The organism is Arthrobacter sp. Leaf337, from assembly GCF_001423745.1.
GTDB lineage: Bacteria > Actinomycetota > Actinomycetes > Actinomycetales > Micrococcaceae > Arthrobacter.
On sequence record NZ_LMPC01000001.1, the window covers coordinates 478297 to 503408 of the forward strand.

22 protein-coding genes are annotated in these 25112 nt (G+C 64.3%); 8 read left to right on the forward strand and 14 right to left on the reverse strand.

What is annotated here, in order from left to right:
* Positions 1-219: 219 nt before the first annotated feature.
* Complete coding sequence (gene rsgA / locus ASF98_RS02135) at positions 220-1338, reverse strand: ribosome small subunit-dependent GTPase A (RefSeq protein WP_055796802.1); 1119 nt, start codon at positions 1336-1338, stop codon at positions 220-222.
* Between the two features lie 414 nt (positions 1339-1752).
* On the opposite strand from rsgA, the gene ASF98_RS02140 reads away from it, so the two are divergent.
* Complete coding sequence (locus ASF98_RS02140; protein ID WP_055796805.1) at positions 1753-2814, forward strand: pirin family protein; 1062 nt, start codon at positions 1753-1755, stop codon at positions 2812-2814.
* A gap of 34 nt (positions 2815-2848) precedes the next feature.
* Here ASF98_RS02140 and ASF98_RS02145 read toward each other — a convergent pair whose 3' ends face one another.
* Positions 2849-3847 (reverse strand): N-acetylglucosamine kinase, encoded by a 999-nt coding sequence (locus tag ASF98_RS02145; RefSeq protein WP_442854024.1) that lies wholly within the window; start codon positions 3845-3847, stop codon positions 2849-2851.
* A gap of 36 nt (positions 3848-3883) precedes the next feature.
* On the opposite strand from ASF98_RS02145, the gene ASF98_RS02150 reads away from it, so the two are divergent.
* A complete protein-coding gene (locus tag ASF98_RS02150) occupies positions 3884-4933 on the forward strand; it encodes a nitronate monooxygenase (protein ID WP_055796809.1) in 1050 nt (349 codons plus the stop codon).
* 76 nt (positions 4934-5009) lie between these two features.
* Here ASF98_RS02150 and ASF98_RS02155 read toward each other — a convergent pair whose 3' ends face one another.
* Entirely contained in the window at positions 5010-5993 is a 984-nt protein-coding gene (locus ASF98_RS02155; RefSeq protein ID WP_055796812.1) for a LysR family transcriptional regulator, read from the reverse strand.
* A 97-nt stretch (positions 5994-6090) separates the two neighbouring features.
* On the opposite strand from ASF98_RS02155, the gene ASF98_RS02160 reads away from it, so the two are divergent.
* On the forward strand, positions 6091-7380 hold the full coding sequence (locus ASF98_RS02160; RefSeq protein ID WP_055797287.1) for an MFS transporter: 1290 nt from the start codon (positions 6091-6093) through the stop codon (positions 7378-7380).
* Here the strand turns inward: ASF98_RS02160 and ASF98_RS02165 are convergent.
* Positions 7377-8540, reverse strand: coding sequence for a trans-sulfuration enzyme family protein (locus ASF98_RS02165; RefSeq protein ID WP_055796815.1), 1164 nt, complete (start codon positions 8538-8540; stop codon positions 7377-7379). The two genes, ASF98_RS02160 and ASF98_RS02165, sit on opposite strands and share 4 nt — an antisense overlap.
* 133 nt (positions 8541-8673) lie before the next feature.
* Here ASF98_RS02165 and ASF98_RS02170 point away from each other — a divergent pair, with 133 nt between their 5' ends.
* Entirely contained in the window at positions 8674-9177 is a 504-nt protein-coding gene (locus tag ASF98_RS02170; RefSeq protein WP_055796818.1) for an Lrp/AsnC family transcriptional regulator, read from the forward strand.
* Positions 9178-9281: 104 nt separating this feature from the next.
* Here the strand turns inward: ASF98_RS02170 and ASF98_RS02175 are convergent, their stop codons facing one another.
* From ASF98_RS02175 to ASF98_RS02185, 3 genes are all read right to left on the reverse strand, one after another.
* Entirely contained in the window at positions 9282-9521 is a 240-nt protein-coding gene (locus ASF98_RS02175) for a hypothetical protein (protein ID WP_055796820.1), read from the reverse strand.
* Complete coding sequence (locus ASF98_RS02180) at positions 9518-10249, reverse strand: ArsR/SmtB family transcription factor (protein ID WP_235505573.1); 732 nt, start codon at positions 10247-10249, stop codon at positions 9518-9520. The genes ASF98_RS02175 and ASF98_RS02180 overlap by 4 nt, the downstream gene beginning before the upstream one ends.
* Before the next feature lie 153 nt (positions 10250-10402).
* Positions 10403-11644, reverse strand: coding sequence for an MFS transporter (locus tag ASF98_RS02185; protein ID WP_055796825.1), 1242 nt, complete (start codon positions 11642-11644; stop codon positions 10403-10405).
* A gap of 178 nt (positions 11645-11822) precedes the next feature.
* Here ASF98_RS02185 and ASF98_RS02190 point away from each other — a divergent pair, with 178 nt between their 5' ends.
* From ASF98_RS02190 to zapE, 3 genes are read left to right on the forward strand one after another with little or no spacing between them, the layout of a single operon-like run.
* Positions 11823-12317: an Lrp/AsnC family transcriptional regulator gene (locus tag ASF98_RS02190; RefSeq protein WP_055796827.1), complete on the forward strand. Its 495-nt coding sequence runs from the start codon at positions 11823-11825 to the stop codon at positions 12315-12317.
* Between the two features lie 15 nt (positions 12318-12332).
* The gene (gene corA, locus ASF98_RS02195; RefSeq protein ID WP_055796829.1) at positions 12333-13328 is read left to right on the forward strand and encodes a magnesium/cobalt transporter CorA; all 996 of its coding nucleotides are present in this window, start codon (positions 12333-12335) and stop codon (positions 13326-13328) included.
* An 11-nt stretch (positions 13329-13339) separates the two neighbouring features.
* The gene (gene zapE, locus ASF98_RS02200) at positions 13340-13813 is read left to right on the forward strand and encodes an AFG1/ZapE family ATPase (RefSeq protein WP_055796832.1); all 474 of its coding nucleotides are present in this window, start codon (positions 13340-13342) and stop codon (positions 13811-13813) included.
* Here the strand turns inward: zapE and ASF98_RS02205 are convergent.
* A complete protein-coding gene (locus ASF98_RS02205; protein ID WP_055796834.1) occupies positions 13810-16512 on the reverse strand; it encodes a PEP/pyruvate-binding domain-containing protein in 2703 nt (900 codons plus the stop codon). The two genes, zapE and ASF98_RS02205, sit on opposite strands and share 4 nt — an antisense overlap.
* A 152-nt stretch (positions 16513-16664) precedes the next feature.
* Here ASF98_RS02205 and ASF98_RS02210 point away from each other — a divergent pair, with 152 nt between their 5' ends.
* Positions 16665-17030: a hypothetical protein gene (locus ASF98_RS02210; RefSeq protein ID WP_055796836.1), complete on the forward strand. Its 366-nt coding sequence runs from the start codon at positions 16665-16667 to the stop codon at positions 17028-17030.
* On the opposite strand, the gene ASF98_RS02215 is transcribed toward ASF98_RS02210, so the two are convergent.
* From ASF98_RS02215 to ASF98_RS02235, 6 genes are all read right to left on the reverse strand, one after another.
* On the reverse strand, positions 17011-17850 hold the full coding sequence (locus ASF98_RS02215) for a S1 family peptidase (protein WP_055796840.1): 840 nt from the start codon (positions 17848-17850) through the stop codon (positions 17011-17013). The genes ASF98_RS02210 and ASF98_RS02215 overlap by 20 nt on opposite strands.
* Positions 17851-18029: 179 nt before the next feature.
* Complete coding sequence (locus ASF98_RS02220; RefSeq protein ID WP_055796842.1) at positions 18030-19622, reverse strand: ABC-F family ATP-binding cassette domain-containing protein; 1593 nt, start codon at positions 19620-19622, stop codon at positions 18030-18032.
* A gap of 601 nt (positions 19623-20223) precedes the next feature.
* Positions 20224-21333: a UvrD-helicase domain-containing protein gene (locus tag ASF98_RS02225; protein WP_055796844.1), complete on the reverse strand. Its 1110-nt coding sequence runs from the start codon at positions 21331-21333 to the stop codon at positions 20224-20226.
* Complete coding sequence (locus tag ASF98_RS02230; protein WP_055796847.1) at positions 21323-22930, reverse strand: ATP-dependent nuclease; 1608 nt, start codon at positions 22928-22930, stop codon at positions 21323-21325. Before ASF98_RS02230 ends, ASF98_RS02225 begins: the two co-directional genes overlap by 11 nt.
* A gap of 249 nt (positions 22931-23179) precedes the next feature.
* The gene (locus tag ASF98_RS23560; RefSeq protein WP_082506668.1) at positions 23180-23953 is read right to left on the reverse strand and encodes a TatD family hydrolase; all 774 of its coding nucleotides are present in this window, start codon (positions 23951-23953) and stop codon (positions 23180-23182) included.
* Positions 23950-25080: a hypothetical protein gene (locus ASF98_RS02235; protein ID WP_200939276.1), complete on the reverse strand. Its 1131-nt coding sequence runs from the start codon at positions 25078-25080 to the stop codon at positions 23950-23952. The genes ASF98_RS23560 and ASF98_RS02235 overlap by 4 nt, the downstream gene beginning before the upstream one ends.
* Between the last annotated feature and the right edge of the window lie 32 nt (positions 25081-25112).

Consider the following 25112-nt stretch of genomic DNA (forward strand, 5'->3'; position numbering starts at 1 on the left):
ACATCGGACGGTCAGGCCAAAGATCATAAGGTTGCTGATATTCGGCTGTAAAGCAGGTAATACACAGCGTAACCAGCGGCCCGTTCAAAGTCAGCGGTGCCGCGGCTACCGTAAGCATTCGGTAACCTACGCCGTTTGGATGGGTGGCGGCGCCGGACTGTGATCCCGCGCTCAGTCCTCCCTGCCGCCACCCCTCCGCCACGGGTCATCCGGCGTGCGTCAACTGCGTTTCCGTTTGCCCCGCTTTCCGTCCCCGCCAGCGCGGTCGCGGGCCATTTCCTGCCCGTACCGCTCGGCTGCCCGTTGGCTCTTGCCTGCCACCACCACCTTTTGGTGCCACTCCCGCTGGTAGGCCCGCCGGGCTGCCGCGTCGTGCCGGCGGTTGAGCGCCGCCAACTCGCGCTGGAGCTTGAGGTAGCTTTCCCACCGGCGCATCTCAAGGGCTCCGTCGGCGAGCGCTGCCTGAACAGCGCAACCCGGTTCCCGGTCGTGGGCGCAGTCGGCGAAGCGGCAGCGGCCGAACAGCCCTTCGAGGTCGCCGAACATCTCATCCATCCCGTCGTCCGCGTCGAAGAGCCCAAAGCCGCGGACGCCCGGTGTGTCCATCAGCACCGCTCCTCCCGGCAACGGAACGAGCTCGCGCGCCGTGGTGGTGTGCCTGCCCTTGCCGTCGCCTGACCGTACCGGCCCGACGTCCTGGACATGGTGCCCGGCAAGGGCGTTGATCAGCGTGGACTTTCCGGCACCCGAGGGTCCCAGCAGCACGAGCGTTCCGCCGGCCGGCACGTGTGCGAGCACTTCGTCGAGGCCGTCGCCCTGTTCCGCCGAGGTGGTGACCACAGCAACGCCTGCCGCCTGCAGGATGACTTTTCCGACGACGTCGTCCGCTATGTCGGCAAGATCTGCTTTGGTGATGATCACCAGCGGGGTGGCCCCCGAATCCCACGCCGCCACGAGCGTCCGCTCCAGCCGGTTGTGGGTGAGGGGCCGGTCCACGGGGACCACCACTCCCACGACGTCTACGTTGGCGCCAAGGACCTGTGATTCCGATGACGCCTCGAAGGCGCGTTTGCGGCTCAGCGCCGACTCGCGGGGCAGCACACCGATGACGGCGGGCTCCCCTGCTGCGTTGGCACCGAGCCACACCCAGTCACCGGTCGCGGGCACCTCGCCGCGCGCCGGGTAGGGCAGGTGCCACAGCTCCGCTGCCGCTGCGACCAGGACCCTGTTCCGGTCCACGCGGACTACCCGCCCTGGTTCCTCCCCGCCGGGCATGGGATGGGCGTCAAAAAGTGCTGCCGTCCGGGCTGTGAAGCCGTAGTGCACGGGACCGGCCATCGGTGGAGTCGAGTTGGTGGTTGTTGGATTTTGTGTTGTTGAATCTTCTACGGTCAGCGTGTGACCTGGGGTTGTTTTCAATGGAAACCTCTGCTGAGGCCCCGTTGGCACAGACTCCGTTGCTTGATTCAGCCGTTGCGGGTCAGGACGTGCGTTTTGCCGGGGCAGGAATAATGACATTGCTGGCGCGCTGGGCGCGCAGGAATATTGCAGTCATCGTCTCCACCTCCCCGTTTCTGCCATGCCAACTGTCGAAGCCAGTCCGATGTCAGTCCGAAGCCAGTCCGTCCGCATCGCCGGACGCTTTCGCCGGCGGCGTTTCAAGGGTAAGCCGTCCGGCCACGGATTGGCTAGGGGTTCCGGCTCCGAAGTCCGGCCTGCCCGTATTCTGCCCTTCAGCCTAGAGTTGATCCTGTGACGAACCTCGAAGTAAGCCCTAAGGAAGAACTGTGCCCGGCAGGACAGCCCGGAGGATCTGCCGGGACCGGGCCGTGCCTGCAGTTGTGGCCGGCCCGGGAAGTCCCGCTCGGCGGGGTCCGGGCCATGAACGTCTTCCGTACCCTTCCGCAGCGAGGCCTCCCCACGGTGGGTGCCTGGTGCTTCCTGGACAGTTTCGGTCCGGACCGGGTCGCCATGTCCGTGCTGCCGCACCCGCACACCGGCCTGCAGACCGTGACGTGGCCGCTCGCAGGCAACATCAGGCACCGTGACAGCGTGGGCAGCGACGTCATCGTGCGTCCGGGCGAGCTCAACATCATGACCGCGGGCCACGGGGTCTCCCACTCCGAGTTCGCTGTGCTGCCTGGCCGGGCTTCCGGCACGGGGTCGAACGACGGCGGGACGGCCGACGCCGGCATGGAACTGCCGCTGCAGCGGGGCCTCCAGTTGTGGGTGGCCCTTCCGGACGGCGAGCGCCACCGGGCGCCGGCTTTCGAGCAGCACCGCGACCTTCCGGAAGTGGCCGGAGACGGTTTCACAGCAACAGTGATGGTGGGAACCTTCGCCGGAGTGGAGTCGCCGGCCACGATGTATTCCCCGATCATCGGTGCGGACATCTTCTGCGCCGGATCCGTTACGCTGCCGCTGGACCCGGAGTTCGAGCACGCGGTGCTGGTGCTCGACGGCGGCATCACCCTCGACGGTCTGGATGTGCCGGCAGGTCCGCTAGGCTACCTCGGCACCGGCCGCAGCCTGCTGGAAATCGAGGCGGCCCCGGGCACGCGCTTCATCCTGCTGGGCGGGGAACCGTTTCAGGAGGAGCTGTTGATGTGGTGGAACTTCGTGGGCAGGACCCACGATGAAGTGGCCCAGGCACGCCAGGACTGGGAGGACCAGGCAGATCTGGCGGACCAGGAATCCGAGGGTTCCCGGTTCGGGCTGGTCCATGGACACGGGCCGGATGCGGGAGCCGAGGCCGGGCGCATTCCTGCTCCCCCGTTGCCGGGCGTCCGGCTCCGGCCGCGCACCCGTTCCTGACAACGGGCCCGCGCAAGGCACGATGTCCCGAAGGCTAGCCTTGTTCGGCCACCAGTTGCAGGACTCCGAACACGGGATCCTGCTCCAGGACCCGGACTTCGGTCACTCCCTCAGCGGCAAGGCTGCGCTTGAAGGACTCCTGAAGCCTCGCCACGTTCATGCCGAGCCCGCTGCCCAGGATTACCGGTCCCTTGATTCCCAGTTTCCGCAGAGCCTGGGCGGCCAGCGCGGCGAGATCCCGGCCTGCCTGTTCAACAAGCGCCTGACTGGGCGCGTGCCCCGCGTCCGCCGCCTCCACAATGAGGCGGGCCCGCTGCGCCCAGTAGCGGCGGCCCGTATCCGGCGAATGGAAAAGGGCAATGAGCTTGTTGGGGTCATCGATCGCGCAGGACTGCAGGAGTGCCGTGGTGAGTTCGTCGGGTTCCAGGCCCTGGTTCATGCGGCGGAGGCTGTGCCGGACCGCCTCACGGCCCAGCCAGTAGCCGCTGCCTTCGTCCCCGAGCAGGTAACCCCAGCCGCCGGCACGGGCTTCCTCGCCGCTGGCATTCTTGCCCCAGGCTGCGGAGCCGGTGCCGGCAATGACGGCAACGCCGGTGCTCGCCCCGCCGGCGGCCAGCAACAGCCGGGAGTCGTGGACTACCGTGATCTTCGCGCCGGGAACATGGGGAGCGATCAGGGCCGCAAGCGCGGCTGCGTCCTCGTCCGTGTCGATTCCGCCCGCCCCGGCGTAGACCTGCGCAACAGCCCCGCCGCCGATCTTGGCGAACAGCTCTGCCAGGTGGCGTGCCGCTTCTTCGCGGCTGACATTCTGAACGTTTGAGCTGCCGACCGATTCATCGGCCACGGCCTGGCCGTTTTCGAAGCGGACGCCGCGCGTCTTGGTTCCGCCAATGTCCAGGCCGATCACGGCGCCGGGCACTGCGGCAGTCCCGCCGGCGGGACCCGCTACCGACGGCGCCGCGCCCGGCGCTGCCTGGAGCCCGCCGGTGGAAGGAACAGAATCCGTTGCTGGCAAGTTGTCAGAATTAGTCACGTGAACAGACTACTGAGTCGTTAGAGGGAGCAGGGCATGACGAGCGCCATTTTCGGTACACGGATCATTGCGGCGCCAATGGCCGGGGGCACATCGACGCCCCGGTTCGTGGAGTCCGTGCATCTGGCGGGCGGTGTGGGCTTCCTGGCGGCGGGTTACAAGACCGCGGCGGCGATGGAATCCGACATGCGCGAGGTCCGGTCTGCCGGGGCGCCTTTCGGCATGAACCTCTTCGTCCCCGACCGGTCCCAGCTCGATCCGCCCGCCGGCGTCCGGCGGCAGCTTGAGGACTACCGGCGGAGCCTCGAGACGGACGCCCGGCGCTACGGAGTATCACTTCCCGCGCTGCGGCTCGACGACGATGATGCATGGCGGGACAAGATCGACGCCCTGCTGGCGGATCCCGTGGAGTTTGTCAGCTTCACGTTCGGCCTCCCGGAACCGGCCGAAGTTCAGGCGCTCAAGCGTGCAGGGTCAACCCTGCTTGCCACTGTCACCAGCGCGGCCGAAGCACTGCTTGCCGTGGAGCGGGGAGCGGACATCTTGGTGGTCCAGCATTGGAGCGCCGGCGGCCACAGCGGGGCTTTCCTGGCCCCGGCGGGCCCGACGGACTCCCCTGGCCCCGCGACCACGGCTGAGCTGCTCACGGCGGTGCGCACCGCCGTCGACGTTCCCCTGGTGGCGGCCGGCGGGATCATGGATTCCGCCGGGGTCGACGCGGTGCTGGCCGCCGGCGCCACCGCGGCCCAGCTGGGCACGGCCTTTCTGCGCAGTGACGAAAGCGGCGCGCGCCAGCTTCACAAGGACTCCCTCGCCAGCCGCGATTTTAGCGGGACACGAATGACCCGTGCGTTCACCGGCAGGCAGGCGCGGGCCCTGGTCAATGCCTTCGTCCGGGACCACGGTGACGCACCGGAGGGGTACCCTGCCATCCACCATCTCACCGCGCCGATCCGCGCGGCGGCGGCAGCAGCGGGCGATCCGGAGAGGCTGAACCTTTGGGCGGGAACCGGATGGCGGCAGGCGGCAGCCCGTCCGGTCCCGGTGATCATGGCCGGCCTGCTCGCGGGATCCTCGCTTTCCTGACCTTCCTGCACGGCGGGATCGTATCCGCGGCGGTGAAGTCAATGTGCGGACTGCGCATCCACCAATCCCGGGCCGGTCAGACCTCCGAACGTGCCCGAATGAGTCCTGCCAGCAGTTCCGGCCCCTCGGTCAGGACCAGTTCCCGGAACAGCCTGACCTGGTCCGGCTCGGCCTCCTGGCCGCCTCGCCGTTCGCGCCACGCCAGCCCGATTTCACGGAACGCCAGTCCGGACTCCAATGGAACCTCAACCCAGCCGAGGTTGCCGGTGTGCGGGCTGACCGTCCGGCCCGGAGCCAGCCCGCCGGGCGGGAGGATGCTGACGCCCAGCCCCGCGGACACCAGCCCGCGGACGGTATGGGAATCCTGGCTTTCGAAGGCAATGCGCGGGCGGAACCCGGCTTCGCGGAACAGCGCGTCCGTCAGCGAGCGCATGCCGTAGCCGTGCCCCATCGCCACGAACGGGTCCTGTCTGATGTCCGCGAGCCGGGCGCTCTTCCGGCCGGCCAGGGGGTGTTCATGGTGCACCACCAGCCGCAGCGGCTCCCGGTACAGGGCGGCTGAGCCGACGCCCCGGCCCGCCGCGGCGACGGGTGCCGTCAGGGCAAGATCAGCAGTCCCGGCCGCGAGTTCGGCCAGGCAGCCGTCACGTGCCCCCTGGCTGAAGTCGAAGGCGGTCTGCGGGTGGCGTTGGCGGAAGGCATTGATCAGCAACGGCAGCGTCGCCTCGCCGAAGGTGTGCTGGAACGCGACGGCGATCCGGCCTCGCACCACCTCGGATTCGTGCCGCACCAGGTCCAGCCCGGTGCGGAACTCGTTGAGGGCCGCGTCGATGTAGGGCAGCAACGCCTTGGCCGCCGGCGTCAGCCGGACTCCCCTGCCGTCGCGGATCAGCAGTTCAGTGCCCACGACTGCGCTGGCGCGGGCGAGGGCCCGGCTGACGGTGGACTGCGGTATGCCGAGCAGTTCCGCTGTTTCAGTGACGTGCTGCGTCCGCCCCAGTTCGGACAGGACCGGAAGCAACGGCAGCAGCTGCGACAGCTGTTTGTGCTCGATGTCCATCGGGGCCTCCCAAAGACTGATCCGTTTTCAGCATCTATTCTATGTAAATCATGCATTGGAAGCATGCCATCAGCCGATTTAGGCTGGCATTATGCACATGCTGTCAACGCAGGACACGTCACAATCCGGGCCGTGGGCGGGCCACCCGAAAGGCTCGGCAGCCTACCGACGGCTGCTGGCGGCCCTGGCGTTCGCCGGGGTGGCAACTTTCGCGCAGCTTTACTCCACCCAGGCTGTGCTGCCGATCATGGCCACGGACCTGCGGATCACGGCGGCCGAAGCGGCGCTCACCATCTCGCTGGCCACGGTGGGGCTCGCCATCACCGTCATCCCGTGGTCATTCCTGGCAGATCGGATCGGCCGCGTCCGGGCCATGACCCTGGGCATCTCGGCCGCGACCGTCCTTGGCCTGCTGGCTCCGCTGGCCGCCACTTTTCCCATCCTCCTGGGCCTCAGATTGCTCGAGGGCATGGCACTGGGCGGGATACCGGCCATCGCGATTGCCTACCTGAACGAGGAGGTCCACAAGGCGCACGCCGCCCTCGCCGCCGGGACCTACGTCGCAGGAACCACGCTGGGCGGGCTGGCGGGACGGCTCGTTGCAGGTCCCGTGGGAGAACTCTGGGGTTGGCGGGCGGCAGCATTGGCCGTGTCCGGCCTTGCCGCGGCCGCTGCCGTCCTGTTCCTGGTCCTGGTGCCGAAGGCCCGCGGCTTCACGGCCGCACGTGCCAGCGGATTCCGCGGGGCGGCGAGGACGCTGGGTGGCCATCTGCGCAATCCCCGCCTACTGGCCCTGTATGTGCAGGCGTTCCTGCTCATGGGCGGGTTCGTAGCGGTGTACAACTACCTCGGGTTCCGGTTGTCCGGCGACCCGTTCGGGCTGCCGGCCACCGTGATCAGCCTGATTTTCGTGGCGTACCTTTCCGGGACGGTGACCTCGCGGCTGGCTGGCGGGCTCACGCTGAGGTTCGGCCGCCGGACCATCCTGCTGGGCGGCATCCTGCTGATGGCCGCGGGCCTTGCGCTGACACTGACGCAGGTGCTGGTGCTGATCCTCGCCGGCCTGCTGGTGTTTACCGGAGGATTCTTTGCGGCTCACAGCATCGGGGCAGGCTGGACCGGAGGAATCGCCACAACGGGCCGTGCGCAAGCTTCCTCCCTGTACAACCTGGCCTACTACCTTGGCTCCAGTGCCATCGGGTGGGCCGGCGGCCTGGTTTTCCAGTCGTTCGGCTGGACGGCGCTGGCCCTGACCGTCATCGGGCTGGCGTGCACGGCGGCGGTGATCACCGCCGTCGTACACCCAGCGTCCGGCCCCGGAGAGCAGGGCGCCGTACAGAGGGGCCCCGGGCAGCAGGGCCCCGGGGACGGGAAGCAGGCCGGCTAGCGCGTGCCCTCGATCGCCTGCACGAGGTCTTCGACTATGTCCGCGCCGTCCTCCAGCCCCACAGACAACCGGAGCAGGCTGGCATGGGGCTTCGCGTCGGAGGCAACGGGCCGGTGCGTCAGGCCGGCCGGATGCTGGATGAGGGTGTCGATGCCACCCAGGGACACGGCGTGGGTGATCATCCGGACCGCCGCCGGGATTCTCTCTGCGTGTTCGGCACTGCCCAGTTCGAACGCCAGCAGCGAACCTGGGCCCGACATCTGCGTCCCCACCAGGCCCATCGGGTCGCACTCCGGGAGCCCCGGGTAATAGACCGCCTTCACCAGTCCGTGCCCGGCAAGGGCTGCGGCAACCTTGTGTGCGGTTGCCTGCTGCGCCCGGACGCGTACCGGGAGTGTGGCCAGGCCGCGGTGCAGCAGGTAGGCCGGCCAGGGAGTCAGGATGCCGCCGGTCACCGCACGGACCTGGCGCAGCCTGGTGGTCCACTCCGGCGAAGCCGCCACCACCCCGCCCATGGCATCCCCGTGTCCGCCCAGGAACTTGGTGGCGCTGTGAAGCACCAGGGCGGCGCCGTGAGCCAGGGGCTGCTGGAGGACCGGGCTGGCGAAAGTGTTGTCCACCAGAACCGGGACGCCGTCAGCGTCACGGGCTAGCTGCGCGATGTCCACGAGCTCCAGGCTGGGGTTGGCGGGTGTCTCCACAATCACCAGTCCCGTATCCGGACGCAGTGCCGCCCGCACCCCGCCCGCCGTCGTGAACGTCACTTCGGTGCCGAGGAGGCCCGAAGCCAGGATGTGGTCGCTCCCGCCGTACAGGGGCCGGACCGCCACCACGTGCTTGTTTCCGGCAGCCACCGTTGCGAGGAGGACGGCCGACAGGGCCGCCATTCCGGTGGCGAAGGCCACTGCTTCCGGGGCGCCCTCGAGGAGGGCCACACCCTGCTCAAAGCGGGCCACGGTGGGGTTCCACAGGCGCTGGTAGACCGTACTCTGGCCTTCCAGATGCATCCCGCCGGTGGCCATGTGTTCGTACGCCTGCCCTCCGTCGTGGACTGAAGGAAGCGGTGCAGTTGTTGACAGGTCGATCGGCACGGCATGCACGCCTTGTTCGGTCAGGCCGCTCCGGCCTGCATGGACAGCCAGTGAATCGGGAGAAAGCACGGGACTCCTTTTGAATTATTCGCCATTGAATCCGGCAAGTATCTGGCAATAATTCGGAGTTTCACAGGCCAAACGAATGGAACTGTCGGAAACCGGAGTTTATGATGAACTCATAACACTTTGAGGAGGCGCTGTGAGTACCGGTGCGAAGAATATTCGGCTCGGGGCCGGAACCGAGCCGCTGGACGCCATCGACGAGCGGCTGCTGGCGGCTCTCGTGGACGACGCCCGGATCTCAAACAAGCAGCTGGCCGAGCTCGTGGGCATTGCCCCGTCCACGGCGCTCATGCGCACGCGAGCGCTGTCCGAACGCGGCATCATCCAGGGATTCGAAGCGAAACTGAGCCTGTCCGCCATCGGCCGGTCCGTCCAGGCACTCATCGCTGTGCGGCTCCGCGCCCACGACCGCGAACAAATCGACCGGTTCACGTCAAGGGTGCCCCGGCTTCCGGCCGTGCTGTCCACCTTCCACACCTCGGGTTCGGTGGACTACCTGCTGCACATTGCCGTGGCGACCACTGAAGACCTGCGCGACTGGGTCCTGGACAACCTCGCAACCGATCCCGTGGTGGGCCACACCGAGACCACGCTGGTGTTCGAGCACATCCCGGGCAACCACGGGCCGCTGCCCGACTGAGCCGGCCTTAGGTTCCTGGCGCCTGTCTCCGAGCGCCTGTTTCGGGGCCCCAGGTCCCCGGCGCCTGCCACCGAGCGCCTGTTTTGCCGGCGTCGGCCTTGGCCTCAGTGCCAGATGTAGAGCCCGGAATGCGCGGCGCCCATGATGTCACTGCGCAGCACATCCAGCTGCTCCCGGCGGAGCGCTGCCTCGCGCTCATGGACTGCCCAGTCAGAGAGAATAACCCGCCGGCGCTCGGCCCAGCGGACCAGTGCGGCGCCCAACGCGGCCGCAGCCGACTCGACAACGGTGGGCCGGCGGTATGGGCCGCAGGCAGTTGAACCGGTGGCGGACAATGCGCTCATGGCACGTTCCTTTCAGGACTTGCTGGTTGTTGATTGCGTGAACTACGGCCCCGGCTGCCGGCCGATGCGGGAACGCCGAGGATGGGGAAGGCATTGAGATGGATTTGGACCGGGCGGGCGCCTTCCTGCTCGCCCTCGTTCCTGATGTCCTCGAGCAGGCGGTGGCCGTAGGCTTCCAGGGCGCCGGTGTACCTCGCCAGCTGGTCCGCCGTGAGCCTCGCATTTGCCGTGCTGATCAGGGCGGCGTGAAGCCATTCGGCATCAAGGCTTTCGCTGCCGTGCGCCATGAAGTCCGCAAGGACGGCCTGCCTGCTGTGTTCAAACTCGCGGGTGACCAGCCGGGAGGCTTCCTCGGTCGCCGGGGACGTCGCCAACTCCGGCGACGTGATCTGGATGGCTCCGCGGGGGCGTTCCCACCAGCGCTCCCGCGCCGTGCCTTTGCCTTCCACTTCACGGACGAAGTCGTGCTTCGCCAGCTGGCGAAGGTGGTAGCTCGTGGACCCGCTGGACTCGTTGAGCAGTTCGCCCAGGCTGCAGGCCGTCTGGGCCCCGTAGCGGGAGAGCATCTCGAGTATCTGCACGCGCAATGGGTGCGCGAGCGCCTTCAGCGATGCGGTGTCGACGCGGCGAACCGGGAACGGTAGATCCTGCCCGGCCGGCAGGTCCGGGTCCGTTGCGCCTTCAGCGGTGGTGGCTGCAGCTGATGCCGCATCGGGTGAACTCTTCATAGGTCAAAATTACGCTTGCAAACAAATCTTTGCAAGGGTTTCTTTGCAACGGATCCTTTGCAAGCGTTCCTTTGCAACTATGCCATGCAGCGTCTCCATGGCCGCGGATGCGTGGCACGCGGCCATTCAGGCCGGCTGGCGGACTGCTGCTGCTCAGGCCGGCTGGCGGACTGCAGCAGCCAGCGTCACGGCAGACAGGGCGAAGGCCAGGACCGCGCAGAGCACCACGAAGCCGGCCACTGCCGCCTGCAGCCCGTAGGCCGCCGTCGCAAGTCCCAGCCCGATCACCGGGAGCGCACTGCCGAGATAGGTGATCACGTAAACGGTGCTGATGATCTGCGCATGGCGGGAGGCCTCCACTTTTCCGGCCACATCATTGAACACGGTCCGGAAGGCCACCCCCTGGCCAACACCCGCGGCGAGGCTCGCAGCAATGAGCAGCCACGGGCTTGCCCAGGCGGCGGCAGCGGCAATCAGGAGCACCGACACTGCCAGCCCGGCCAGACCGGCCGGCACCACAAACCTCCCGCGGACGGCAAGCAACTGGCTGAGGGCGGAAGCGCCGAGGGTCAATCCGGCGAGCACGCCGATGAGCGGGCGCGAGTCGGCGCCGACGATCTGGGCAAAGTAGCCGGGAGCCAGCGACAAGCAAAAACCGAAAACGGAAAAACTCAGGAACCCCACGGCGGAGGCCAGCCAGAAGGCACCCCGGGCTTCACGCGAAACGGAGGGGCGGCGGGGCGCCAGTACCTTCAGCGGCTGCGGTCCCGCAACGGAAGTGATGGCCGGCCGCGCCTTGAGCAGGTAAAGGGGCACCAGCATGGCGATGAGGACCACCGAATGAAGGTAGTACGGCGTGGAGGTCGGTCCCGGCAGGAGGGACAGGATTCCGCCGATGGCCGGACCGGCGGCCACTCCCCCGGCGGATGCCAGCAGGGTGAAGCGTGAAGCCCAGTCGGGGCGCGTGGGTAGCAGCTCGCGCAGCGCTGCGGAACTGGCGCCGGTGGCGAGGGCAACGGCGACACCCTGGAAGGCGCGCCCGGCGGACAGCATCGCCAGGCTGTCCGCGTTGGCAAAGATCATTCCGCCGAACAGGCCGACGACCACGGCGAGGAGCAGCGCCGCCCGGCGGCCGATGTGATCCGACCAGTGCCCGGCCAGCATGAGAGTGGACACCAGGGCCAGGACGTAGGTGGAAAAGGCCACGGTGATTCCGAAGGACCCGATGCCAAGATTCGCCTGCAGCAACGGGTACAGCGGGGTTGCCAAGTTCGCGCCAACAAGGAGCGTGAAGATCACCACGCCGGCCATGACCAGCCTGGCCGTAGTGGAAGCGTCCCATGCCCAGCCTCCGGCGGTAGCCGGACGCATGCGGAGTTCGCTGAAGACAGTCATGTGCGTGCCTTTGCCTGCAGTGCCTGCCCCGGGCCGTTCCTTGTGGGAATACCGCGGGCCGGACGAAAGAAATTGTTACCTACAGAATGGGCCATTCATGACCCTGGCTATCAAGATTCGTGCCAAGATTGATCAAAATAGTCAATGATGCCTAGTGGATATAACCCGGAGTGATGATTTGAACAGCCTGGACAATACGGATTTGAGAATCCTGCTCGAACTGATTCGTGATCCCCGGGTCCAGATCGGCGAACTCAGCGAATCCCTGGGCATCGCCCGCAACACTGCGCAGTCGCGGGTCCGCCGGATGCTCCGTTCCGGCCTTCTGCACGACGGCGGACGGGAAATTGACCTCGAGGCGGTGGGGTACGACGTCGTCGCTTTCGTGACGATCGAAGTCAGCCACCGGGAACTTGACGGCGTGGTGGGCGCCTTGCGCCTGATTCCGCAGGTCCTGGAGGTCCACGAGATCTCCGGGCGCGGCGACGTCTGGTGCCGGGTGGTGGCAACAGATACCCACAACCTGCAAACAGCGCTCCGCTCGATCCTCAGGATCAAGGGCGTGATCCGTACGGAGACCGTCCTGGCGCTGCATACGCACATCCCCTACCGGACGGAACCGCTCATCAGCCGGCTCGCGCAGAGCCGGGCTGAGGCGGCGCCACGCAAGTGACTGGGATAATGGCTCGTGACCATCATTGACAACGCCGTGTACGTGGACGGCCACCGGACCGCAGAGCCGTACAACCTTGAGCAGACCTTTGAGACGCTGGCGGACCATGGCGGCATGGCCTGGATCGGGCTGTACCGGCCCACCGAGGCTGAAATGTCTGCAGTGGCTGAGGAGTTCGGCCTCCACCTGCTCGCGGTGGAGGATGCCATTTCGGCCCACCAGCGTCCCAAGCTGGAACGCTATGATGACGTCCTCTTTACCGTGCTCCGCCCCGCGCGGTACCTCGATGAAACGGAAACGGTGGAGTTCGGCGAACTGCATGTCTTCACGGGCAAGAACTTCGTGATCACGGTCCGGCACGCGGAGACAGCCGGTGTGGCCCAGGTACGGCAGCGGCTGGAGAGCCGGCCGGAACTCCTGTCCCACGGTCCCGAAGCCGTGCTCTACGCCCTGATGGACAGGGTGGTGGACGACTACGTTCCCGTGGTTGCAGGCCTGGAAAACGATATCGACGAGATCGAGGACCAGCTGTTCAGCGGGGACTCCGCCGTCTCCCGGCGCATTTACGAGCTTGCCCGCGAAGTGATCCAGTTCCAGCGGGCCATCCATCCGCTGCCCGGAATGATGCAGCTGCTCCGGCGCGGGTTCGACAAGTACGAAGTCAACACGGAGCTGCAGCACCATCTCCGTGACGTCGAGGACCACGTGGAGCGGCTGATTTCACGCGCCGACACCTTCCGGGACATCCTCCAGAATGCGCTCACCCTGGACGGCACCCTGACCGCCAACCGGCAGAACGAGGCAAGCGCCCAGCAGAACGAGCAGGTCAAGAAGATCTCCTCGTGGGCGGCAATCTTCTTCGCACCGTCCTTCGTGGCCGGCGTCTACGGCATGAACTTCGACCATATGCCGGAACTCCACTGGACGCTCGGGTATCCCTTGGCGATCTCCATGATGGCGGCGACGGCCGCGCTGATGTACGCCATTTTCAAGCGGAAGGGCTGGCTCTAGGAGCCACTGGTATGTCGGATGCATTCGATGCCGGACAGCAGCCCGAATACCGGCAGGGCAGGTTGCTCATTCCCGGCACGGCCCGCCAGCTGGGCACGTTCGGGTTGTTTGAACCTGCGCCCGGCCAGCGGCGAACCATTGACGTGGCCGGCAGGCCGCTGGCTGTGAAGAGCGCTGAAGGCGACCTCTTGTGGATCGGCTTCCGCGAACTCACCGGCGGCCCGGCGTCTGCCCGGGACTTTGCTGCGCTGGCTGCCCGGTTCGGCGAGTGGGTAGTGGACGGCATCCCCGCCCAGGCCGTTGCCGGCGGAACGCCGGAGTGGCACCTGTTCCTTGGCGTGATGGACCTGCTGTTTGCCGCGGACGTCACCTTGTTCCTTGTCAGCGCGGCACTCCCGGATTTCGGCGCCGACAGCCCACTGTCCGTCCTGCTTCGTGTTGAATCCGACGAAGAACTGCCGGAAGGGCCTTCGTCCGGAAGCTAGTCCCGCCCGGGCGGAACGAGCGTCACGGTGCCGGCGCCGCCGTCGACCTCTATCTGCTGTCCGCTGGCGATCCGGCGGGTCGCCACCCCGGTGCCCAGCACTGCCGGGATGCCGTACTCCCTGGCCACAATGGAGCCGTGGCTCAGCGGCCCGCCAACGTCCGTGACCACGGCGGAAGCCATGGCAAACAGCGGGGTCCAGGCGGGAGTGGTGATGCGGGCCACCAGAACCTCCCCCGGCTGCATCCGGGAGAAGTCTTCGGGACCGGCCAGCACGCGGGCCGGAGCGCTGACCCGCCCTTGGCTGGCGCCCACGCCTTTGATGGTGTTCCCTTCCTGGTCCTGGGACCCTTCCGGCATCATCCCGGCGAGGGACCTCTGGAGCCACCGAATCTCGGGCAGCATCTGCGGCGCTGACGCATTGCGCTGACCCCGCCACCGCATTTGGCGCTCCGCGACTGCCTCCGCGAGGACCGGCTGGTCGGCACCGGTGATTGCCGCCGGGCTGCTGGCAGCGGCAAGGCCGAATTCGACGGCGCTGCTGAGTTCCCCGTGCCGAAGCCAGAACACATCGCCCGGGTCGGCGATGAGTCCGGCGGCTGCCAGCCGCTGCCCCAGTTCCCGCAACATGCGCCGCATCAGGGGCCAACCGAGTCCGACGTCGGCGAGTGCGTCCTCGCGGATCGGCGCCGCCTCCTGCGCCCACCGGAGCAAACGCACAAAGACGGACCTGCGGGCCGGGTGCAGCCGGGAAAGTATTGTTTCGGTGCTGTCCTCCCGCCGGCCGGCAGCGAGCGCCTGCCGGCGGTGAGGGTCGTTGCCCTGCCCGCGCAGGTAGAACTTCAGTGTGTCCAGCAGGGGGGACGGGTCGTCCGCCGGCACGGGATTGACGAAGTCGAGGTTGTAGACCGTGTGTCCGAAGTGGTCCAGGTGGAGCTGGAACCGGTGTTCCCACTGCCCCCACAGCCCTGGATCCATCTCCACCGGAGGCGTGCCCGAAACCTGCGCCCGGGCGAGGGATTTGGTCGGCGTCCCCAGGATGGCCGCTGCGAGCCCCGGGACTGTGCGCGACCAGGCCGCCAGGTCGAAGAGTGCTTTTTCCGCCCGGATGGGTTCGCTGTCGTAGCCGAGCAGGAACGCCGGCGCCGGCGGATCGCCGTCCTGCCGGACAAACTTGTCGTAGAACTTCTGGAAGGCCAGTTCGCTCGACGTCGCGATCGGAATGATGGACTGGACAGCTGTGTAGTACACGGTTCCGGCATCCAGGAGGGCCGACACCCCCTCGAGGAGCTCCTGCCCGGTGAGGTCGGCGACGGGCTTTGCCGACCAGGACTCCACCACACGCACGTAGCGCGGGTGCGAATAGTCACGCCAGCCTTGGACGCCCATGTGGGCTTCGCCCCGGATGAGGGCGCGGACAAGGGCCGGCGTCTTTCCCATCAGCCGCCATAAAGCCGCCGTGCGGTAGTAGTAATAGGCGTAGCCGTTGATGGCGGGAAGGCCCAGATCGCCTGTGCGGAGGCTGCTTTTGCCGAACGCCTCGTCCATCAGGGCGTTCAGGGACCGCGAGACCGAGCCGTCGATCAGGTCCGCAAACAGGGGCGAGAGCGGATCGGGCAGCTGCTCCACGATGCTGGCCCGGAAGTACAGCCCCTTGGGGTAGGGCACGCTCCAGTCGCGCGGCGTTTCCCCGGCGGGCTCGGGCAGCGCAGTGATAGGCCGGGACTGCAGGATGAAGAATTCGCCGCGCACCCGGCCCCACTCGATGTCCTGCGGGGAAGCGAAGTGCCGGGCGATGCGGGCCCCGTAGCCCGCCAGGGTGGCCGCCGCGGCATCGTCCAGCACCGGTTGATGCCTGCGGGAAACCGGTACGGGCTCCTCCCGCGTGCCCCGGCCGGCGTAGACCGTCATGACCTCCTTGTCGGCTGTCCGCCGGGAAACCACCGTCCCTGTCGCGGCGTCGACGACGATGTCATCGGTGGAAACGGCTCCGCTCACCACGGATTCGCCCAGCCCCCAGGCGGCACCGATCACGATCTGGTCGCGGCGTCCGGTGGCGGGGTTGGCGGTGAACATGACGCCCGCGGCGTCCGCGTCCACCATTTGCTGGACCACGACTGCCAACCGGACCTGGTCCGGCCGGATGCCCTCCCGGGAACGGTAGGCCATCGCGCGGGAGGTCCAAAGGGAAGACCAGCAGTGGATGACCGACTCCATGAGGGCGTCGGCGCCCCGCACGTTGAGATAGGTGTCCTGCTGGCCCGCGAAACTGGCCGAGGCGAGGTCTTCGGCCGTGGCGGAAGACCGAACCGCTACCGCAGGTTCCGCAGCTTCGCCAAGGGCTGGGCGGGAGTCCGTGCCGGGGCTCAGCTCCGTGCCAGGCCTCAGCTGGTGATAGGCGTCGCGGAGTTCGGCTGCTATCGCGTCCGGCATCGTTCCACCGGCGAACAGCCCCCGGATCTGTGCCGAAGCGTCCTCGTAGTCCTTGGCGCTCGCGGAGGGCGGCAAGGCGGCGTACTCCTGGATGCGTTCGGCCAGCTCGTTGCTCCGGACGAACAGCTCATAGGCGGCCGTGTTGAGCAGGAATCCCGGCGGTACGGGAAGGCCCGCCCGAACCAGTTCGCCGAGTCCGGCGCCCTTGCCGCCCGCCGTCGCGACGTCGTTCCTGCCGACCTCACTGAAATCATCGATGTAGCCCATGACCGCGGCGCCTCCTGTCCGGCGGGGGCCATGCAGCCCCTGATTCACAACATACTGGCACGTGGAGTGGCGTCAGGCCATGGCTTGACGTCCGGGTGGGGAGCTGACCCGAGGCCCTTCCGCTGCCTGGCCCTGGTCCTTACTGTGGATCCATGGCTGATGCATTTTCCTCCCTCGTGGAGGCATTCAGGAACGTGGGTGTGGCGAGGGCTTACGGCGCTCCGGTGCTGGTCGGCGGTGAGGAACTCGTTCCCGTGGCGCTGGTGTCCTTCGGGTTCGGTGGGGGCGGTGACTCCGGCACCTCCGGCGCAGGCAGTTCAACAGGTGCTGGCGGCGCGGAAGGCGGCGGAGGCGGCGGCTTCGTCCTCCCGCTGGGCGCCTACACGAAGAACGCGCAGGGCAGGGTGGTGTTCCGCGCCAACACGCTCACCGTTCTGCTGGGGCTGGTTCCGGTGGTATGTGCTGTGGGAATGTCGGTTCGCGGCGTCCTCAAGACGGTCAGCGCAGGCCGGCGGTAGCCTTGATCCAGTCCAGCTCGTACGGAACCGAGGCCGACAGGTTCAGGTAGGCCGGGGACGGCGGCAGTTCGATGGCGTTCGTTACACCCACCAGCTTCTGTTCACCGTGGTCGGACCAGATGACGGGACCACCGCTGTCGCCACGGTTGGCCGTGGTGTGCGGCGAAAACGTGCAGAACTGCCAGGGTCCCGCAATGTCCGGGCAAGACTCTGCAGGGACCGCCGTGAGCTGGGTTTCCATAAGCCGGCGCGCCGGGTCGCACGGTTCAGCAGCGTTGAACGGGTCACCGGTGCAGCCGTAACCGGCCACGGTCACTTCCGCCCCGACGGGAGCCGGCGTGGAGGCGAGCTCAATGGTGGGCTCGGAGACGGCAGACTGCAGGAAAAGCAGGGCAATGTCGTCCTTGATCAGGGCGGGGTTGTAGTGCGGCGAGGCAACGGCACTTGCCACGCCGACGGTGTATGCGGAGCGTTTCTGGCCGAAGTGGAATGTCACGTCGATGGCGGAGGGGCTGCGTCCGTTGTTGCTAATGCAGTGCGCCGCCGTGACCACAGTGTCTTTCTTGATCAGGGACCCGGTACAGGAAGCAATTCCTTCCGGGTAGGCCAGCTGGACCTTGACGGCCCACGCATAGTCGTCCGAGTCCGCCCTGCTCCCGTTGTAAACGGCTTGGGCCGGCGTGGCCGTTGCGGCGGTGAGGACTGCCGCAACAAGAGCCGACAGCAGCCGCGCCACGACGCGCCGGTGCCGCCGTTCGGAAACTGGGTGAGATATTCCGCCGTCGCGGGGCGTGGTCTGCGGGGGGATTCTGTTGCGCATGAGGTTGCTCCTCATCATTGCCTGAAGCTATTCGCGGATGTGGTGAAGGAACCGTGAACAACCCAGGTCCCCGGAGATCACACATCTGCCCCCAGTCGCAGCACCATAACTCTGCTCCTCCCCGCAAGCGGCCGTCAAGCGCGATTGGATGCGGGCGGTCAGGTACCGGGCGGTGACGGCTACGCTGCCCGCACCTCGACCTCACCGGGCAGTGCCGCGTCGGCACCGAAGACCAGGTAGCGGTTGGCGATCTTTTCACTGAAGAACCGATCATGGCTGACCACCACCACGGCACCCGGAAAATGCATCAGCGCCCGTTCCATGACCTGGGTGCTGGACAGGTCCAGGTGGTTGGTGGGTTCGTCCAGCAACAGGACCGACGCGCCGGACAGCAGGCACTGTGCCATCGCGACGCGGGCTTTCTGGCCGCCGGAGAGATTCCCGATCTTCTGCTTGAGATCCGCTTCGGAGAACTGGAACATCGCCAGGAACCGGTTGACAGACTTCCTGGTGGCGCTGAAAGCCAGGCTGTCCGGCAGGGCGTTGACTGCGTGCGAAACGGTGTCGGCGTCGTCGAGCTCTTCAAGCATCCGGTTGTAGGACACGAAACCGGGGCCTTTTGCCCAGGAGACAACGCCGGCGTCTGCTTCTTCCTCGCCCGTCAGCACTTTCAGGAGGGTGGATTTGCCGCTGCCGTTCGCGCCGAGCACGACGATCCGGTTCCCGCGCCTGATCTCGAAGCCAAGGTCGTTGAAGAGTGCCCTGTCTCCGTAGGACTTGGCCAGCCCCTCCACCCGGCAGAGGACGTCCTTGACGTGCAGGCCGCCGTAGATCTCGGTGACGATCTGGTCCACCGGGCGGGGTGTACGTGATTTCTTGATCTTGGCCAGTTGGTTTCCCAGCCCGCGGCTGGCGGCCTTGGCGGCCTCGCGGCGGTCGGCGATCCCTTCAGCCTCGAAGGCCAGCAGTTCGGATTCGTGCACAAACTGCTGTTCCAGGGATTTGAGGCGGAATTGCTTCTGCACGATGTATTCGCCGAAATTGCCCGGGTACTCGTGCAGGTGGAAGTTTTCCACTTCGATGATCCGGGTGACGACGGCGTCGAGGAACTTCCGGTCGTGCGAGACGATGACTGCTGCACCCTTGAAGTCCCGGAACCAGCTTTCAAGCCATTCGACGCCGGCCACATCCAGGAAGTTGGTGGGCTCATCCAGCAGCAGCACATCCGGGTCCTCAAGGAGGATCTTTGCCAGCGCGGCCCGGTTGCGCCAGCCGCCGGACAGTTCATCAATGGCGCACACCCTGTGGGCGTCGCTGAAGCCCAGCGTCGTCAGGACCTTGTCGATCCGCCGGGGGTAGTCCCAGCCGTCGAGGCGGTCCATGTCTTCGAAAAGTTCGGCCTGCCGGGCGATCAGCCGGTCAAGTTCTGCGCCGGCCGGGTCCCCGCCGATGGCCGAATCGATGGACGCCAGTTCAGCTTCCACTGCCTTGATGTCAGAGAACAGCCCGTCCAGGACGTCGGTGATGGTTGATTCCCCGTTTAGTTCGGAGAACTGCGAAAAGTAGCCGATCCTTGTTCCCGGATCCACAGTGACAGTGCCGGACTCCGGTGAGATCCGGTCAAGGATCAGTTGGAGCATGGTGGTCTTGCCGGAACCGTTCTTGCCGATGAGCCCCACCCTGTCACCCGGTTCGAGGCGGAAGTATGCCTCCCGCAAAATCTGGGTGTTATCGAATCGCACGCTGACGTCATGCAGCCGGACAAGGCTCATTGCTGCTGTCCTCTCGAGGGGTGGTTCGTGGGCGCGTGTTGCCGGACCGGCAATAAGAAAGCTCCCTGATCCGGCGCTGGCGCCGGATCAGGGAGCTTATTCTGTGGAGCTTCTGCGTGGGTACTCCAACAGGGGTCGCCACTATGATGCCCGTTTCGACAAGATTCTAGCCGAAAAAGCCAGGGCCACCTCTACCGAAGTATGGCCACATGCTCCGCGAAAGTCTTCTGTCAAACTGGTCCATCGACTCACTTCCGGAGAGCTGAGCGAACTGACCGACCGTTACCTTCAAGGTTGGTCATCGCGCCGGCTGGCAGACGCCTACTCCATCTCCAAGACCAGCGTTGTCCAACTCCTGCGCGAAGGCGGTGTCCCGATTCGTAACCAAGGACTCACCGCCCACCAGGCGGGAGAAGCAGCCGAACTTTACCAAGCAGGACACTCTCTGGCTGCTGTCGGCCACGCCTATGACGTCTCCGCCGATACAATCCGCAAACTCCTCATCCTTCAGGACATCTCCCTACGCCGCCCGTGGGACCATCCGGTCGCTCCGTTTCAAGGCGATCAAGACGGATCAAGGCCCGCACCAGCTTCCTAGTTGTTAGTTCTGCTCGCTGACTAGCGCGATGTCTGCAGAAGTAGGGGGCGTCCATCTCTCGATGCCGCTGGACCCTGGCGAATCAAGAACAATTGCCACACTGTGCCTCGCCCGAGTGACAGCAACGTAGAACTTAGCTTGTGTATCGGCTGCCATCTCTTTTCGCGTCCTTACGAAGTCACCAATGCCTGCAGTCGGGAAAATGAGGACGCGATTAAAGGTTAACCCTTTTACTTCTCCAAAATTCTTGGCCGGTAGGCCACCCGTTGGCGTTTTTGCCCAGTATCGCAGAGCTCTGACAGGGTGGATGGCCACGTAGGCCTCAACATCGTCGGGGTGCACTATGAAGATCCCATCATGAGCGGTCGTCTTGGTTTGACGTGATTCGGTTGCGCTGAATCCACGTCCTTCGTAAATAAAATCTCCGTAATCACAGATCATTTGGTTGCAGCGATAGCTGTGAGCGAGGGGCTCGACCTTTGCAAGCCTCTTGGTTGCCAGCTGAGCAAACCAGTCGCCCACCTTCGATTTGGTCAGCTTCTTATTGGTCCGAGCGTTTGTGGTCGAAAACGTACCCTGGCGAGGATCGCCGACCATCGTCACATCAGCTCTGCTCGTAAGAAGCCGCTCAATGAATTCGAAGTCGCGAGCTGACATGTCTTGGACTTCATCAATGAAGATGTGGTCAAAGATCGACCCGATTCGTTCGAAGACCTCACCGTTTGATGCGTCATCAAGCAGAAGCGCAAGCTCTGAAGCAAAGTCCCTGTAAACGGCGCCTTTTGGGTCAACATAGTACTGATAGATGTTGCTCTTCTTTGGATATCCTGGCCGTTTATCGAAGTGAAGACCTTGAAGATAGTTAGCTTTGAAGGTTGGATACTGGAACGGCTTTACTCCATGCTTGAGAAGAAAGCTGAACCATCCAAGCAGGATAATATTGGGCGGAATCGTGCCAGTCTCTTTGATAATTCGTTGTCGGATCTCACCGAGATTATCAATAGTGTAGGTGGTTATTAGTACGCGACTGGTGATGGGCTGAGCGAGTGCGGCCTTGATGATTTCTGCTGTCTTGCCCGATCCGGCGGCTGCGACGATAACCCTACCTGACATGGTCAATGGCGTCGTTGATGAAGCTTGGGAACACAATCTTTTCAGGTGTCAGAAGCAGTGCCAGGGCTGAGTCCGTCTTCGCTTTAGTCATATGTTCTACCATGGCATTGTCATCGGTAAATGCGGTTTCGAAGATGCTGTTCAGTGTGGTCAACCCGGCCGAGGCAAAGAGCTGTGGCTCCAGTGTTCGTCCGCCTTCAACCTCACCAACAAAGCCTCGAATGTTGCCGTCCGTCTTTTCGAAGTCCTCGAAGCGTTTCCGTGCCGTATCTTGATCTGTATCAGAGTCGAGATCGGTGATGACGGCAATCCTCCGGCCAAGCTTTTCGCCGAGCTCCAAGAAGCGCTTGAATGTAAGCTGCACGCTGATGATGTCGATACCGTCGTCGATGGGCGCGTGGCCGAAGCGCTGTTCATACGCTTTCTGGACTATCAATTCATCCGAAGGGCCTTCTACGAGTATGGTCGCGCGGGCAAGGAGGAGCCTGAGCGTGTCATAGCCGGCGAGCTTCAAGAAATGGTCGCGAGTATCGTCAGACAGATCGTTGAAGCGAGTATGTGATCCGTCGGCAAGAAGGGTCAGTTTATCGAGTCCGAGCTTGTTGAGGACGAGTGAGCTGTGAGTAGTCAGGATCAACTGCTGGTTCTTCCCACGATCCTGAATGCGATTGAGCAGCTCATTCAAGTTTCCGAAGGAGAGATGGTTTTCTGGTTCCTCAACCAGAACGACATGTTTGTCCCTGGCATGCTTATCCAAAGCAAGCAGCATCTTGAACGCTGACTGTTCACCCTGACCCGCTGCATGAAATGGGATCTCATCGAAGTGGGGAATGACATCCGTCTCCCAGGATGCGCGGGCGGAGGTGTCCAGCCCGAGCGTGACTGTCCTCTTTCTTAGCGTGTTGTCCGACTCCGATAGCACGCCATTCGCCGCCGTCACGGCATCGGATTTCGAAAGGTTCTCGCGGTAGGTGCGATAGGACAGCGCCAGACCCGCTCGTTCTTTGTCGGAGAGGTTCGCCGAGATAATGTGACGCAGATAGTAATCCACGCCGGAGTATAGCCGGACGCCGCTAGTATCGATCATGGCTGTCTTGACCGGCTGGTTCCGAAGCGGCGCACGTTCGCCTGCGAAGTCACGGCGCTCGACCTTGTAGTACTCAACAGGCAGGGAGACCAGGTCCGGTTCCGCAACCAGGGTTGCATGAAGCTCCAGCGCGTAGTCGGGATCGAATGTTATGAGTAGCTGAAAGCCTGGCCGTTTTACGCCAAGCAAGTTGTTCCTGCCGACCAGAGCTACTAATTCTGGGCTCTCATGAAAATAGGCTTCGATTACGATCTCAGGAAGTGGCGCCGTTGGGTCATTCGCGGATGCTTTGAGGTAGTCCTGAACACACTGCTTAGAGAACCAGTATGGAGCGATTTCTTGCTCGATAGCCCGGCCACCGACCCTGCCCGTAAGCACCATTTCGATCGCCTGCAGGATCGTCGATTTCCCGGTGTCGTTGTCACCAACGAGGATGTTGACATCGTTATTGAGCGGAAGCTCTAGCTTGTCCCATTTCTTGAAGTTGCGGATAAGTAGTTTGCTAATCATAATTCCCCCTTATTGTGACAGCAGCTGCGAATCGGTCAAGGGGATAATGAACAAGACATGGCAGCTACGACGTCTTGCCCCCGATCTTTTCATCGTAGAATTCCCTAACCTCAGCCATGGTACGGTCAGCAAGTTGACTACCAACGCACGCCACGCCTAGACCACAATCATGTTGGGTCAACGCCGCTTAGAGTCGATGGTGCCCGGGACTGATACGTTTGTTTCGGCATTCCCCGGCCACGGCGTGGCTTACAGTTTGGCGACGGCAAGCATGCGCTGCACCGGATTCGGCAGCATTGATAGAACTCCGACCTCATCGACAAGATGGGCGAAGTTGGCCCAGGCTTGTTGGCGTATTTTTTCGGCAGTAGTTCCATAGACCCTTGCGAGCGCTGTTTCGACATCGGCAATAGCGCCCGGCTGCCTGGGAGACGAAGAACTGCGGTCTCCGGATGGATGATCAGTCTCAACTAGGAGTCGATCAAGCGGGATCATTGCTAGATCGTCAGCATGTTGCATGTTGGCGGCGTTGACAGAGAATCGGCAACCAAGATCGAGGGCTCGTTTTGTCTGGGCCCCTGTGCCTCGCCACCAGTGGAGTACTGCACCCTTAACTCTTATGTCTTCTAAGGCTTCAAGCGTTCGTCCCGTAGCGCCTGAGCTATGAACGGACAGAATTCTTGGGGTTTCCTGTAGATGTGTGAGGATCGACCGGAAGACCCTGTCTTGGTCTGCCATCGGTACTCTGGATCGACCATCAAGTCCAACCTCACTGACATACGCACTCGAGGAAATGAGTTCTGCGAACTTGGACGGATCGTAGGCGCTTTGTGCTTCGGCGATGCCAGGGTGACAGCCCACCCCCCAGATGGTGACCTGATCGTTCCGGTCTTTGACACTCTTGTATTCGTCGAGTGTTCTGGTGGCCGCAAAAACGACAGCGCCTAGTCGCTCAAGGTCGGCGGCGCTGGTCATTGAGCTGACATGCGCGTGAAGATCAAGCGGCGGAAGTGATCTGGTCATCCGAGGATACTCCTGAGCTCTTCGATGCCTCGCTGGCAGAGTGTAAGTGCATCCTTTGCGGCATAATCTTGGGGCAATGACATAGTCATCACGTCACGTGGACGGATGCCGCGACGGGCAAAGTCGCGCATGGGTTCCACGATGGACTTCTGTTTGACGAATGCGCTGAACTGGCCGCTAGTGTCATCGACGAGGTAGGTCGTCTTGTCCGGCACTCCTGAGGCAGCAAACGATGACTTTCTTACAAGGCAGCCAAAGCACACCCCACAAGAGGAGCCTGCTGGCGCACCGCTATAGCGCCCATCCGTGTGTGAGCAAGAGTTGGTTGCAGAGAGATACGCCGATGCCGCGTCGGTACCAATCGCATCCGCGACCCGATCAAACATCTCCCCTTTGGTGAGGCCCTCGAAGGGATTTTCAATCTCTCCGTGGCCTCCGACGCTTCGCATCAATTCGCCCAATTCACGAAGGAACCGGGGGTGGGTTGTGTGCGTGGAGAGGCTCCCGCGACGATCAGCGCCAAGAGGAGGGTTAAGAGATGCAAAGCCGTTCTCGGGGATCCATAGCTTTGAGCTGGCTCGCTCAGCGACGGCCAGCCCGAGGGCGAGGAATAACAATGAACGCGATCGGCTAGAAGGCTCATCTCGGAATGTCGTGCCGTCGAGCCGCTTTGAGCCACGGTGGAGTCTGAATTGGTGGTGAACTTGCCGCACTCCCGGCGCAAGTCCTCCGATGGAGGACACGATGTTCTGTTGAATAGGCGAGAGTGCTGTCGAGCTGAACTGCGAGACCAGGGCATGGGATTTGCCTTCACCCAGCTCTATCGCTGACAGCAGTGCGCCGACAGCCGAGTCGGCGCCACCACTCAGGAGTACCGTACGGTCGAAATGTTGCTCGTCGAGGGGCAGTACAGCCTCCTCAGGAGGTGTGGCTTGCGCAAACTGAAAAACCCAGCGGTCGCCAGACAGGAATCCAACAAGCTGACTGAGCTGCTGGGTATGCAAGGTCCATGCGGTGGGATCATTAACCTCGACTGTGATATCGAAATCGCGGGTGTTCCAGCTCGATCCTGCACCCTCGCGGAGCACAGATCTGTCGGCGCCGAAAACAGCTAGTGCAATCCGCACCAGATCCACATTCAGCGGATTAACAGCTCCGA